At 67.3% G+C, this 13,048-nt stretch carries 11 protein-coding genes; 2 read left to right on the top strand and 9 right to left on the bottom strand.

Going from position 1 to position 13,048, the window contains the following annotated elements:
* Position 1 precedes the first annotated feature (1 nt).
* Together LQ566_RS17615 and LQ566_RS04620 are read right to left on the bottom strand one after the other, a co-directional pair.
* Positions 2 to 958 carry a carbohydrate ABC transporter permease gene (locus LQ566_RS17615; RefSeq protein WP_231090417.1) on the bottom strand — a complete coding sequence of 319 codons (957 nt, stop codon included), beginning with the start codon at positions 956 to 958 and terminating at the stop codon, positions 2 to 4.
* A 17-nt stretch (positions 959 to 975) separates the two neighbouring features.
* On the bottom strand, positions 976 to 2,313 hold the full coding sequence (locus tag LQ566_RS04620; protein ID WP_231090416.1) for an extracellular solute-binding protein: 1,338 nt from the start codon (positions 2,311 to 2,313) through the stop codon (positions 976 to 978).
* 284 nt (positions 2,314 to 2,597) lie between these two features.
* Between LQ566_RS04620 and arfA the strand changes: the two genes are divergently transcribed.
* Positions 2,598 to 4,133 carry an arabinosylfuranosidase ArfA gene (gene arfA / locus LQ566_RS04615; RefSeq protein WP_231090415.1) on the top strand — a complete coding sequence of 512 codons (1,536 nt, stop codon included), beginning with the start codon at positions 2,598 to 2,600 and terminating at the stop codon, positions 4,131 to 4,133.
* 724 nt (positions 4,134 to 4,857) lie between these two features.
* Here the strand turns inward: arfA and LQ566_RS04610 are convergent.
* A complete protein-coding gene (locus LQ566_RS04610; RefSeq protein WP_231090414.1) occupies positions 4,858 to 5,430 on the bottom strand; it encodes a TetR/AcrR family transcriptional regulator in 573 nt (190 codons plus the stop codon).
* A gap of 56 nt (positions 5,431 to 5,486) precedes the next feature.
* On the opposite strand from LQ566_RS04610, the gene LQ566_RS04605 reads away from it, so the two are divergent.
* Positions 5,487 to 6,041: a DUF4188 domain-containing protein gene (locus LQ566_RS04605; RefSeq protein ID WP_231090412.1), complete on the top strand. Its 555-nt coding sequence runs from the start codon at positions 5,487 to 5,489 to the stop codon at positions 6,039 to 6,041.
* A 357-nt stretch (positions 6,042 to 6,398) separates the two neighbouring features.
* On the opposite strand, the gene LQ566_RS04600 is transcribed toward LQ566_RS04605, so the two are convergent.
* From LQ566_RS04600 to LQ566_RS04575, 6 genes are read right to left on the bottom strand one after another with little or no spacing between them, the layout of a single operon-like run.
* On the bottom strand, positions 6,399 to 7,169 hold the full coding sequence (locus LQ566_RS04600) for an HpcH/HpaI aldolase family protein (RefSeq protein WP_231090411.1): 771 nt from the start codon (positions 7,167 to 7,169) through the stop codon (positions 6,399 to 6,401).
* Positions 7,170 to 7,179: 10 nt separating this feature from the next.
* Positions 7,180 to 7,965, bottom strand: coding sequence for a 2-keto-4-pentenoate hydratase (locus tag LQ566_RS04595; RefSeq protein ID WP_231090410.1), 786 nt, complete (start codon positions 7,963 to 7,965; stop codon positions 7,180 to 7,182).
* Between the two features lie 25 nt (positions 7,966 to 7,990).
* Entirely contained in the window at positions 7,991 to 9,154 is a 1,164-nt protein-coding gene (gene hpaD, locus LQ566_RS04590; RefSeq protein ID WP_231090408.1) for a 3,4-dihydroxyphenylacetate 2,3-dioxygenase, read from the bottom strand.
* A 36-nt stretch (positions 9,155 to 9,190) separates the two neighbouring features.
* Positions 9,191 to 10,687 (bottom strand): 5-carboxymethyl-2-hydroxymuconate semialdehyde dehydrogenase, encoded by a 1,497-nt coding sequence (hpaE, locus tag LQ566_RS04585; protein WP_231090406.1) that lies wholly within the window; start codon positions 10,685 to 10,687, stop codon positions 9,191 to 9,193.
* 32 nt (positions 10,688 to 10,719) lie between these two features.
* On the bottom strand, positions 10,720 to 11,430 hold the full coding sequence (locus LQ566_RS04580; protein ID WP_231090405.1) for a GntR family transcriptional regulator: 711 nt from the start codon (positions 11,428 to 11,430) through the stop codon (positions 10,720 to 10,722).
* Positions 11,423 to 12,895: a fumarylacetoacetate hydrolase family protein gene (locus LQ566_RS04575; RefSeq protein WP_231090404.1), complete on the bottom strand. Its 1,473-nt coding sequence runs from the start codon at positions 12,893 to 12,895 to the stop codon at positions 11,423 to 11,425. Before LQ566_RS04575 ends, LQ566_RS04580 begins: the two co-directional genes overlap by 8 nt.
* Positions 12,896 to 13,048: the final 153 nt, after the last annotated feature.

Here is a 13,048-nt window from a genome sequence, read left to right as displayed (position 1 = left end):
CTCAGCTCTCCTTCTGGGCGGCGGCGCGCTCGAACAGCTGCCGGATGATCGCGACGATCACGATGACGATGAACAGCAGGACGCTCGCCGCCGACGCGGCACCGAGGCGGTTGTCGGTGAACGCGGTGCTGGTGATCACGCCGAGCGTGACCTGCGTCGAGATGCCGGGGCCACCACCGGTCATCAGGTACACCTGGTCGAAGATCTTGAGGCTCGCGATGATCTGCAGCAGCACCACAAGGGTGGTGGTCTTGCTGATCATCGGGATGGTGATGTAGCGGATCTGCTGCCACGGGCTCGCACCGTCGACGGCGGCTGCTTCGTACAGCTCGCGTGGGATCTCCTGCAGGCCGGCGAGATACAGCACGTAGTTGAACCCGATCGTCCACCACAGGGTCGCGATCGCGATGCCGATCATCGCGGTGTTGGGGTCTGACAGCACGCCGGATCCTGGCGTGATCCCGAACAGCGACTCCACCCAAGCCCACAGACCCGTGGTGGGGGTGAAGATGAACACCCAGATGAGGGAGATCGTGGCAGAGGGGAGGATGTAGGGGAGGAAGAACGCCAGCCGGTAGAACCACTGGAAGCGGCGCATCCGATTGGTGAGCACCGCGAACACGAAGGCGAGGATCACCAGCGGCGGCGTGGTGTACAGCGTGAACTGCAGCGTGTGCCACAGCGAACTCCAGAAGTCCGCCCGGGTGAGCATTTCCGCGTAGTTCGCGAAACCGGCGAACGATCCGAGGCCGGTGCGCACCGTCGAGGTGTTGAAGAAGCTCATGACGAGCATGTAGATCGTCGGGCCGAGCAGGAAAGCCAGGTAGAAGATGCCGAACGGGGCGATGAACAGCCATGCGCTGCGCGCGGTGCCGGTGGTGGCGCCGGCGTAGCCGGAGCTGGCTGTGCGGTGCGTGCCGCGCGCGGCACGCGGGACGGTGAGGGTTGCCGTGGTCACGTCGTCGTACCTCCGGGTCAGAGCGGGCTCGGCGTGTTGAGGTACACGGCGAGTTGATCCTTGATGGCCGACAGCGCCTGCTGCGGCGTGATGGACAGTTGCTGGACCAGGCCCAGCTGCGCGCCGACGATGCCCTCGAACGTGGATCCCGATCCGCCGTACCAGGCGGGATCGTCATACACGGCCGAGTCCGCGGCGGAGGCATAGTCGGATTGCGGGACGAGGTTCGCGAACTCCGCACTGGTGGCGGTCGGGAGATAGGCGGGAACGTGACCGCCCTGTGCCCAGGTCATCGACTGGTCGAGCATCGACTTGATGAACCGCATCGCCTGCAGCCGCTGCTCGGGGGTGCGCTCCTTGCGCGGCAGGATCAGCGCGTGCGAGTCGGCCTGGGATGCGGGCTTGTCGAACAGCGTCGGAACCGGCACCATGCCGAACTTCAGGCCCTTCACCGATTGGGCCGTGGAGATCTCCCACTCACCCTGCAGGTACAGACCCGCTTTCTCGGTGAACATGTAGGACTGCGCGGTGGCGTAATCGAGGCCCTTGTTGGTCCACCCGTTCTTGACCCAGGCCTGGATGCGGTCCATCACCGACAGGAAGACCTCCTCGTTGACCGTGAGCCTGGCGCCGTTGTCGGAGAGGAACGGGGTGGCTCCCTCGTGCTGGTTGTACAGCGTCCAGAACACGCGCCACGGTGTTGCGCTCTCTCCTCCGACGTTGGCGATGGTGATCGCCTCGCCGCCGGTCACGTCGTGGATCGCGGCGAGGGCCTGCTCGAAGGTGTCGATGCCGTCGAGTTTGTGCAGCTTGCCGCCGGAGATGAGACCCGCTTTCTCGCAGACCGCCTCGTTGAAGAACATCACGAGCGGGTGCGTGTCGATCGGGATGGCGATGTTCTGTCCGTCGGTGATCTGCGCATTCCACGGCCGCTCCGAGAAGTCGGCGGACGAGAGACCGACGCTGGCGAGATCCTCCTCGCTGATCGGGTCCAGCAAGCCGCCCTGCCATAGCGGCTTCGCCCGGGTGAGATGGGACACCGCCACGTCCGGCGGTTTGTTGCCGACCGTCGCCAGGGTGACCTTCGTGTAGTAGGGGTTGCCCCACGCGAAGGTGGTGGCCTGGAGCGAATCCGGACCGTTCTGCGTGCGGTAGACGTCCAGCATCTCCTGCAGGCGCACGCCGTCACCGCCGCCGAACAGGTTCCAGAACACGAGGGTCTCAGGTTTCAGACTGCTTCCGAACAGGCCTGCGGAGACCGGTGAGGAGCACCCCGCGAGCAGGGGAACGGCTGCAGCGCCCAGTGCTGCAGCGAGGAACCCCCGGCGTGTGAGCCGGAGTGAGGTATCAGGCATTCGTACGTGACCTCCTTGTCGACGAGATCCGAGAACGGATTCTCGGGTTGAGCCGAGTCGCACTCATTTCAACGTGGTAACGGTAGCGCGGGATGGTTCGCCTGGCAATGGCGATTTCTCAATCTCATGCGGAAGGGACCGGTCACGAGGTCCGTTTTCGGCGGTGTCGAGTGCAGGGTCGACAGTTCTGTTCCAACGATGTAATGTGATCCGCTAACGGGCAGTGTCGCCGCAGGGCGGGCAGGTCCGCTCATCGACAACAGACAGCGACAACGAGGAGTCACATGTCCCGCGCGACCATCACCGTCGACCGCGACTTCACCGTCGGCCCGGTGCCCCGAAGGATCTTCGGATCATTCGTCGAGCACATGGGCCGGTGTGTCTACACCGGAATCTACGAGCCCGGCCATGCCACCGCGGACGAGGAGGGATTCCGCACGGACGTGCTGGAGCTCACCCGCGAGATGGGGGTGAGTGTGGTCCGCTACCCCGGCGGCAACTTCGTGTCCGGCTACCGGTGGGAAGACGGCGTCGGACCCGTTGCCGAACGCCCCCGCCGCCTTGACGGCGCCTGGCACACCGTGGAGACGAACGCCTTCGGCCTGCACGAGTTCGCCAGCTGGGCGCGCAAGGCCGACGTCGAGATCATGGAGGCGATCAACCTCGGCACGCGCGGCGTCGAGGCCGCGCGCGAACTGGTGGAGTACGCCAACCACCCCGGGGGCACGGCCCTGAGCGACCTTCGTCGCCGCAACGGAGCTGCGGACCCGTTCGGCATCAAGCTCTGGTGTCTCGGCAACGAGATGGACGGCCCGTGGCAGATCGGTCACAAGACGGCCGACGAGTACGGCCGGCTCGCTCAGGAGGCGGGCAAGGCCATGCGCCTGGTGGACCCGTCGATCGAACTGGTCGCGTGCGGAAGCTCGTCCAGCGGGATGCCGACCTTCGGCGAGTGGGAGCGGATCGTGCTCGGTCACACCTACGACGTGGCCGACTATGTCTCACTGCACGCCTACTACGAGGAGAGGGAGGGAGACGCCGCCAGCTTCCTGGCCTCCGCCGTCGACATGGACTACTTCATCGAGTCGGTGGTCTCCACGGCGGATGCCGTGCGGGCCGCGGGCAAGCACAAGAAGTTCATCAATCTCTCGTTCGACGAGTGGAATGTCTGGTACCAGAGCCGCCCGGGAGTCGATTCCCCGGCCGAGATTGAGGCTGCGGGTACCTGGACGGAGCACCCCCGCATCATCGAGGACGAGTACAACGTGACAGACGCCGTCGTCGTCGGCACGCTCCTGAACTCCCTGCTTCGCCATGGTGACCGCGTATCGATTGCGAACCAGGCGCAGCTGGCCAATGTGATCGCGCCGATTCGCAGTGAGGCGGGCGGGCCGGCGTGGCGCCAGTCGATCTTCTGGCCCTTCGCGCGCATGTCCGAGCTCGCGCGCGGCGAGATTCTTCGTCTGGCGGTGTCCAGTGACAAGTACGGCACGGCACGCTTCGGCGACGCCGACCTCGTCGACGCCAGCGCCACCTGGGATGAGGAGACCGGGCGCGTCGCCATCTTCCTCGCCAACCGCGGTCTGGACGAGGACGCCGACGTGTCGGTCTCGCTGCGGGGCTTTACGGGGTCTCGCGTCACCCGCGCCGAGGTGCTCACCGTTCCCGAGGGCGGCGATCGTTTCACCTCCAACATCGTGGATGCCCAGGACCGGGTGGGCCTGCGACCGCTCTCCGCCGCCGTTGACGGTGCGACTCTCACCACCACGCTTCCTGCGCTGTCGTGGGCGGTCATCGAGGTGGAGGTCGCGAAGGCCTGAGTGACGTCCCTCGTCTCGTCCCGCGGCCCTCGGTGGCGTGGCGGGACGGGGGACGGCGGAGGCGCTGTGCCGGCGTGCCCCGCCGACGCTCCCCAGGTTCCTCCGATGTTCTCGGGGTGACGCCGATGTTCTCGGGGTGCCGCTGATGTTCCCGGCGCCGCCGTCGAGTCTCCAGCGCGGCGCTGATGTTCGCGGGTGGTGCTGGTGCTCCCGGGTGGTGCTGGTGCTCCGGAGCGGTGCTCATGTTGGCGGGGTGGTGCTGGTGCTCCCGCGTGGTGCTGATGTTGGCGGGGTGGTGCTGGTGTTCCGGAGCGGTGCTGATGTTGGCGGGGTGGTGCTGGTGTTCCGGAGCGGTGCTGATGTTGGCGGGGTGGTGCTGGTGCTCCGGAGCGGTGCTCATGTTGGCGCGGTGGTGCTGGTGCTCCGGAGCGGTGCTCACGTTGGCGGGGTGGCGCTGGGATGCCAGGGTGGCGCTGATCTTCCCAGGGGCGCCGCTGAGTCTCCAGGGTGACGCTGATGTTCGCGGGGTGGCGCTGGTGTTCCGGGGTGGCGCTGATGTTGGCGGGGTGGCGGTGGCGTTCCGGGGTAGCGCTGATGTTCCGGGGTGGCGCTCGCTTTCCCGGGGTGGCGCTCACGTCCTCCGCGGTGGTGCTGGTGTCCGCCGCTCACGCCGGGCGGACGCCGCGGCACCGCTCGTCCGGTGGTTTCGACGCCGTGGGCCGCCTCAGGATGCCGGGCGAGCGAGGTCGCGTGCGATAGTGGCAACCACGGATTCGAAGACCGCGTGCCAGTCGGTTCCGTCGGGCATCACGCCGGCGAGCTGCAGACTCACGGCCCCGTGTACCTGGGCCCAAATGGCGAGCACGCGGGTACGCACGACAGTCTCGCTCGCGCGGGGCAGGAGAGCTGTCACCGTGCGCATCAGCGGGAGGATGGCCCCGTCGGATGACGGAACGTCTTCGGGTGCGCAGGCGAGCAGTGCGCCTCCGAACATCAGTCGATAGCGCACGGGATTGGCCAGTGCCCAGGCCCGATACGCCCACCCCAGCGCGGCGAGCCCTTCGGTCTCCGCCGCGTGCTGTGCGGCGCCGAACGACGCGAACGCGTCGTCGATGACCGCCGCGACGAGTCCGTCGCGACTGCCGAACAGTGCGTAGACCGCACTCGTCGACGTGTGAGCTGCGGAGGTCACGGCGCGCAGCGAGAACCCGTCCACTCCGTGTGCGTCGATAGCCTCGGCGGTTTCCGTGAGCACGCGTGTGCGCAGCGCATCGTCATACACCGGGGGTCTTGCCATGGTGTCTACCGTATCGTAACGTTGTTCCGTAACAGTGTTATGAAATGGGGATCGACATGACTGAGGTACATCCCGGCAGGTTCACCGCCCGGCCCGAACAGCAGAGCATCACGGTCTTCCTCATCGGGATGCGCGCGAACCGCTGGTGGAAACTCGGCCGGGTCGCCTCCGTCGCGCGGGAGATGCCTCGCATGCTGGCGCACCTCGCCGGTCATCCGGAGGCCGGCATGCTCGGCTGTCATTCATGGTTCGGCCGGACGACGCTGCTGCTGTCCTACTGGCAGAGTCCCGAACATCTGCAGCGGTTCGCCGCGGATCGTGACGCTCCGCACCTGCAGCCCTGGCGGGATTACATGCGTCGGCTCCAGGGCAGTGGGGACATCGGCGTCTGGCATGAGACCTATCAGGTGCCCGTCACCGATCAGGAGGCGGTGTACGTGGACATGCCGGTGTTCGGTCTCGCGCGAGCGACCCGACATGTCCCGATCGGGGCGGGGATGCAGACGGCGCGGCAGCGACTCGGTCGGACGAGCGTGCCGACACGCTCCACAAAAGAGCCAGGCCAGAGCGACTTTTCGCCAGCCGGGGAAAAATCTCCAAAAAAATTCTGAGTTCTGCGTCATAGATCGCCGGTGTTCCCGTCTCTATGGGTGAGACACCGTATGCGACATCCGGGGGGAGTTGCAGCAGTCGGTGCGAGAGGGGATGGCGATTCGTCGCCACTCGGTGGGACCGGACCCGATGAGGTCCCACCGATCCTCGCCTCGCGTGTGGAGCACTGGGGGGTGCTTCCGGAGGGCGCGGGACGTGGAGAAGAAGAGGCGGGGTGGATGGCGAGGGGCCACCACCCCGCCTTCTTCGTTGTCCGGGACGTGATGCTGCGGTCTGCGGTCTGTGAACGAGAATCGCCGCGTTTCGGATCCTCGCTCCCAGACATCCTCGCTCCCAGACGAGGCCTCACGGCCGGATCAGGGACGGAAGCGGGCGAGCGCTGATTCGGAGGCTCGGGCGAGGAGCGAGACATCGGCGGCCACCGCGATGAAGGAGGCCCCCGCAGCGAGGTAGGCATCGGCGGCGTCCGGCGCGAACGCGTTGACGCCGACGGGCTTTCCTGCCGCGATGACCGCGTCGAACACACGGTGGACGGCCGCGACCACCTCCGGGTGGGTCTGCTCACCGATCACGCCGAGCGACGCCGCCAGATCAGCGGGTCCCACGAACACGCCTGCGACACCGTCCACGGCGGCGATCTCCGCCGCCTGCGCCACGGCATCGGCCGACTCGATCTGCACGAACAGCGAAACGTGCTCGTCCGCGTTCCGCAGGTAGTCGTCAACACGGTTCCACCGCGCCGAACGCGACAGGGCTGAGCCGACTCCGCGCCGCCCGGCAGGCGGGTAACGTACGGCGGCCACCAGTTCCCGGGCCTGCTCGGCGGTGCCCACCATCGGAACCAGGACGTTCTGCGCCCCGAGGTCGAGCACGCGCTTGAGGGTGACGTCGTCGCCGAACGGCACGCGGACGACCGGGCTCACGCTCGGGTAGCCGGCGAGCACCTGGAGCTGGAGTTGCACTGACTCCAGCGAGTTGGCCGAATGCTCCATATCGATCAGCACCCAGTCGGGCTGCGCTCCGGCGATGATCTCTGTGACGAGAGGGGACCCGGCCACCGACCACAGCCCGATCATCGGCCGGTCGGCTGCGGCGAGGGCCTCACGAAACGTGGGTTGGAGTGTCATGCGTGCTCCCTCATGCGATGCGGCATTCGATCGTCCCGAAATCCCCGTAGTCGGCGAGAACGGTGTCGCCCGCCTCCACCCACACCGGCCGGGTGAAGGAGCCCGCGAGGATGATCTCGGCCGCCTCCAGACGGTCTCCGTGCTGGTGCAGCTTATCGGCGAGCCAGGCGACGCCGCGTGCCGGATGCCCCAGCACCCCAGCTGCCACTCCGGTCTCCTCGACCTGCCCGTTCTTGAACAGCACCCCCGGGACCCACCGCAGATCGATCTCTTCCGGGCGTCGGTGCACGGTGCCGAGGACCATCGCCCCGTAGGCGGCGTTGTCGCTGATGGTATCCACGATCGTGCGGCCCTCCAGCTCGATGTGCGAGTTCAGCACCTCGAGGGCAGGGACGACATAGTCGGTCGCGGCGATGACCGCGTCGAGCGTGCAATCGGGTCCGGACAGCGCCTCCTTCAGGACGAACGCCAGCTCGACCTCGATGCGCACGTTCGAGAAGTGCGCGGCGGGAATCACCGCTCCCGAGGCATGGACGGTGTCATCGAACATGACGCCGTAGTCCGGCTCTGTGATGCCGGTGGCGTGTTGCATGGCGCGCGAGGTCAGCCCGATCTTGCGCCCGATCAGCCGGCGCCCGGAAGCGATCTGGCGGTCGCGCCACACGCCCTGAATCGCGTAGGAGTCCTCGACGGTCGCTTCGGGATACCGTGCGGTGATCCGCGGGATCACCGTGTGCTCGCGATCAGCGACCGCGAGCTCGTCGGCCAGGTGGGTGATCGTGTCAGGTGTCAGCATGGGCGGCTCCTCTCGTGACCCGGGATCAGAGCTGGTGGCCGAGCTTGTACTCGCCCTGCTTCCATTCCGGCATGGCGTCCTCGTCGGTCGGTCGCGTGTAGGAGAAGCCGTCGGCACCGATCGTGACCGCCATCTCGCTGGAGTCGGTGCGGGCGACGACGGGCTGCGGGTTGCCGTCGAGGTCCAGCACCAGGGAGGCGTCGGTGTACCAGCTCGGCACCACGGGATTGCCCCACCAGTCGCGGCGCTGGTTGTCGTGCACGTCCCAGGTGATCACCGGGTTGTCCGGATCACCGGTGTAGTAGTCCTGCGTGTAGACCTCCACGCGGTGACCGTCCGGATCGCGCAGGTAGAGGTAGAACGCGTTGGAGACGCCGTGCCGGCCGGGGCCGCGCTCAATGGCGTCGGATCGGCGCAGTGCGCCGAGCTTGTCGCAGATCGCGAGGATGTTGTGCTTCTCGTGCGTGGCGAAGCAGACATGGTGCATCCGGGGTCCGTCGCCGCCGGTCATAGCCGTGTCGTGCACGGTGGGCTTGCGGCGCATCCATGCCGCGTACACCGTGCCTTCCTCGTCCTGGATGTCCTCGGTCACGCGGAAGCCGAGATCCTGCATGTACTTCACCGCGCGCGGGACGTCGGGGGTGACCTGGTTGAAGTGATCCAGCCGCACCAGCTCGCCGGGGATGTGCACGTCGTAGCGCCACGACATCCGCTCGACGTGATCGGTCTGGTGGAAGAACTCGTACGGGAAACCGAGGGGGTCGATCACGCGGACCGAGTCGCCGATGCCCTCGACGAAGCCCTCGGGGTTGCGTCGCACCTCGCAGCCCAGCTCCGTATAGAACGCAACCGCGCGGTCGAGGTCCTCGGGGGTGCGCACGCGGTAGGAGAAAGCCGCGACGGCGGCGATCGGCCCCTTGCGCAGCACCAGATTGTGGTGGATGAACTCCTCTGTGGATCGGAGGTAGATGCTCTCGTCGTCCTCCTGCGTCACATACAGCCCGAGAACGTCCACGTAGAACACACGCGAGGCGGCGAGATCGGTGACGACGAGCTCCATGTAGGCGCACCGCAGCACATCGGGCGCAGTCGCGGCCGGAGTGGGGATCGGATTGTCCGTGACGATGGGCGCCTCCTGGCTCACGAAGAAGCCGGAGGAGGTGAGGGTCATGTCTTCACGATTGGTCATGTCTGGTCCTTGCGTCGTTGCGGGGCCGGTCGCGGCTCAGTGCTTGCCGAAAGTGGGGTTGTGCGGTTCGCCCAGGGTGATGTGGACCGCCTGCTGGTCGGTGTAGAAGTCGATCGAGCGGTAGCCGCCCTCGTGCCCGAGGCCGGAGGCCTTCACTCCGCCGAAGGGCGTGCGGAGGTCTCGTACGTTGTTGCTGTTGAGCCACACCATGCCCGCTTCGATCGCCTGCGCGAAGTTGTGGGCCCGACGCAGATCGTTGGTCCAGACGTAGGCCGCGAGGCCGTACTTCGTGTTGTTGGCGAGGGCCAGCGCCTCCTCGTCGGTGTCGAACGGTGTGATGGCCACGACCGGTCCGAAGATCTCCTCCTGGAAGATGCGCGCATCGGGGGAGACGTCGGCGAACACCGTGGGGGCGACGTAGTTGCCGGTGGGGAAGCCCTCCGGGCGCCCGCCGCCCGCGACGAGACGACCTTCGCCCTTGCCGATCTCGACGTAGCTCATCACCTTCTCGTAGTGCTCGGGATGCACGAGCGCGCCCACCTCCGTAGCAGGATCCTGTGGGTCTCCCACCTTCACGCGCTTCGCCTGGGCGGCGTACCGCTCGACGAACTCGTCATAGACGGAGCGCTCGACCAGGATGCGGGAGCCCGCAGTGCAGCGCTCGCCGTTCAGCGAGAACACGCCGAAGATGCAGGCGTCGATGGCGGTCTCCAGGTCGGCGTCGGCGAACACCACGGCGGGGCTCTTGCCGCCGAGCTCCATCGACAGGCCCTTGAGGTACGGGGCCGCGTTGCCGAAGATGATCTGTCCCGTGCGGCTTTCCCCGGTGAAGGAGATGAGCGGGACGTCCGGGTGCTTCACGAGCGCGTCGCCGGCATCCTCGCCGAGGCCGTTCACCAGGTTGAACACGCCCTGGGGGAGACCGGCCTCTTCGAAGATTCCCGCCCACAGCGACGCCGACAGCGGCGTGAACTCGGCCGGCTTGAGCACGACGGTGTTGCCGGTGGCCAGGGCAGGGCCCAGCTTCCACGACTCCAGCATGAACGGGGTGTTCCACGGGGTGATGAGACCCGCCACACCGATCGGCTTGCGGTTGACGTAGTTCATCTGCCGGCCCGGCACCTTGAAGGCGTTGTCGTGCTCGGCGACGATGAGGTCGGCGAAGAAGCGGAAGTTCTCGGCCGCGCGCCGCGCCTGACCCAGGGCCTGCGTGATCGGCAGTCCGGAATCGAAGCTCTCCAGCTCGGCGAGTCGGCCGTCGCGCGATTCGACGATGTCGGCGATCCGGTGCAGGATCCGCGAGCGCTCGCGGGCCGTCATCCGCGGCCAGGGGCCGTCGGTGAACGCCCGACGAGCAGCCGCCACGGCGCGATCGACATCTGCCTTCTTGCCCGCCGCGGCCTGCACGTAGGTCTCGTTGGTGACGGGATCGAGCACGTCGAAGGTGTCGCCGTCGAGCGAATCGACGAAGGAGCCGTCGATGTAGTGCCGGATGCGGTCCGGCAGCTCCGCCGGGATGTGACGATCGGACATCGGTCCTCCTGAGTGGTCAGCGCGCGGTGCGCTCAATTGGATGAGGGAAGGGATCCGAGGCTCCGCGATGCGCGGTAGGCCTGGAGGGTGTGGTCGCGGTGCTCGCGAGCGGCGATCTCGATGCGCATCCCGTCGGCGCCCTCGCGGATCAGGCGGATGAGCTCGCTGTGCTCCTGCACGGAATGCGCCGCGCGGTCGGGGACGAAGGAGAACGTGGAATCGCGCAAACCGGCAAGTCGTGCCCAATCGCGCTCGACGAGCTCGACGAGGTGCTTGTTGGGGCAGGCCTCGAACAAGGTGGCGTGGAACTGCTGGTTGAGGATCGTGAACGTGTGCGGGTCGAAGTTGGCCAGCAGCGTGTCCATGCGGGCGTTGATCGCCTCGGCTCGTAAGAGCAGCTCTTCGGTGAGCAGCGGTGCGGCCAGCGCTGTGGCCGCACCCTCGATGATGCCGAGCGACTGCATCGTGTCGGTGTAGCGATCCGCGTCGACGAGCGCGACCCGCGCTCCCACGTTGCGCTCGAACGTGACCAGCCCCTCCGCCTCGAGGCGGCGGATCGCCTCGCGGACGGGAACCACGCTCATCTCGAGCTCTTCGGCGAGGGACGCCAGTACCAGCCGGTAGCCGGGCCCGAACTGGTGGCGGTCGATGTGACCGCGGATCCAGATGTAGGCGAGCTCCGACTTGCTGCCCGCGGTGCGCGCGTCGGGGGTGTGGATGTCGATGGGGCCGAAGTCAGCCACGGTTCTTCTCCTCGGCACGCCAGGCGTCATAGCGTTCGCGCCACGCGGCGTTCATCGGGAACAGGCCGTCCACCTTCGCTCCGGCGGCCACCTGCGCCGCGATCCAGGCGTCCTCGTCCTCCTGCGCGAGGGCCGCGTCCACCACCTCCTCCGCCAGGGCGGGCGGGATGACGATGACGCCGTCGCGGTCGGCCACCACGATGTCGCCCGGCTGCACGGTGGTGCCGCCGCACGCGATGGTCACGTCGCTGTCCCACGGCACGTGGCGGCGCCCGAGCACGGCGGGGTGAGCTCCGCGGCTGTACACCGGGATGCCCACTGCGGCGACGGCGTCGTAGTCGCGTACGCCGCCGTCGGTGATGATGCCGGCGGCGTGCTGGGCGCGGGCGCGGATGGCGAGGACGTCGCCGAGTGTTCCGGAACCGGATTCCCCGCGCGCCTCGATCACGATGACCTCGCCCTCCTGAACGGAGTCGAAGGTGCGCTTCTGGGCGTTGTATCCGCCGCCGTGTGATGCGAAGAGGTCCTCCCGGTTCGGTACGAATCGGAGGGTGCGGGCCACGCCCACGATCTTCTGCTCCGGGTGCATCGGGGTGACGCCGTCGATCGTGGTGTTGTTCAGACCGCGCTTTCGCAGCTGCTGGGAGAGACCCGCGACCGGGGCGCGACGCAGGCGAGCGGCCAGATCGGGATCCAGTCCGGTGCGAACGGGCGGCAGCCCGGCGGCATCGCGCGACCCCCACGCCTCCTCGCGCTGCAGATCGTCCGCAGCCGGCACCGATCCCACCGAGGCGTCGTACGCGCCGGAGCCGGCGATCACCGTTGTGCGCAGGCGACCCGTGCTGGCCGCAGAGGTGAACACCTCGACCTCGACGACGTCGTTGGGCTGAACCACGGTGGAGCCGGCCGGCGTGCCCGTGAGGATCACGTCGCCGCGCTCCAGGGTGAAGTGCTGGGAGAGGTCCGCGACGAAGCGGGGGAGGGAGAAGAACATCCCGGCCGACGAGTCATCCTGCAGCAGCTGTCCGTTCACCCAGGTGCGGATGCCGATGTCCTCGGGGTCGACGCCGTCGGCATCGATGAGAGCGGGGCCGAGCGGGGTATACCCGTCGCCGCCCTTCGAACGGACGTTGGAGCCCTTGTCGGCGGCTCGCAGGTCGTACAACCCGAAGTCATTGCCCGCGGTGATCCAGCCGACGTGAGACCACGCGCTCTCCAGCGGCACCCAGCGTGCGGGCGTGCCGATCACGAGCGCGATCTCGCCCTCGAAGGCGAGCAGCTCGGTGCCCTCCGGGCGCTCGATGACGCCCCCGGACGCAGCGACCGAGCTGGAGGGCTTGAAGAAATACGAGGGCTGTGCGGGCTTGCGGCCGCGCTGCTGGGCGCGCGATTCGTAACTCAGGTGCACGGCGATGATCTTGCCGGGGCGCAGCGGCAGGGCGGCGAAGCGCGGATCGGTGTCCAACGTCTCTCCTTCACGTCGACGGGAATGAGTCACGGTGACCCTATCGGAAGAACCTGTTGAGTCGTATCTCAAATCGTATATGATCATGGTCACTCGGACAACGACGATTCCACAACCTCCACAGATCGTCGTCCGGACCCGCACAGATCGACG

The organism is Microbacterium nymphoidis (genome assembly GCF_021044885.1).
In the GTDB taxonomy this organism is placed as follows: Bacteria; Actinomycetota; Actinomycetes; order Actinomycetales; family Microbacteriaceae; genus Microbacterium; species Microbacterium nymphoidis.
The sequence above is the reverse complement of the archived record's forward strand: the minus strand, read 5'-3'. Positions and strand labels throughout refer to the sequence as shown.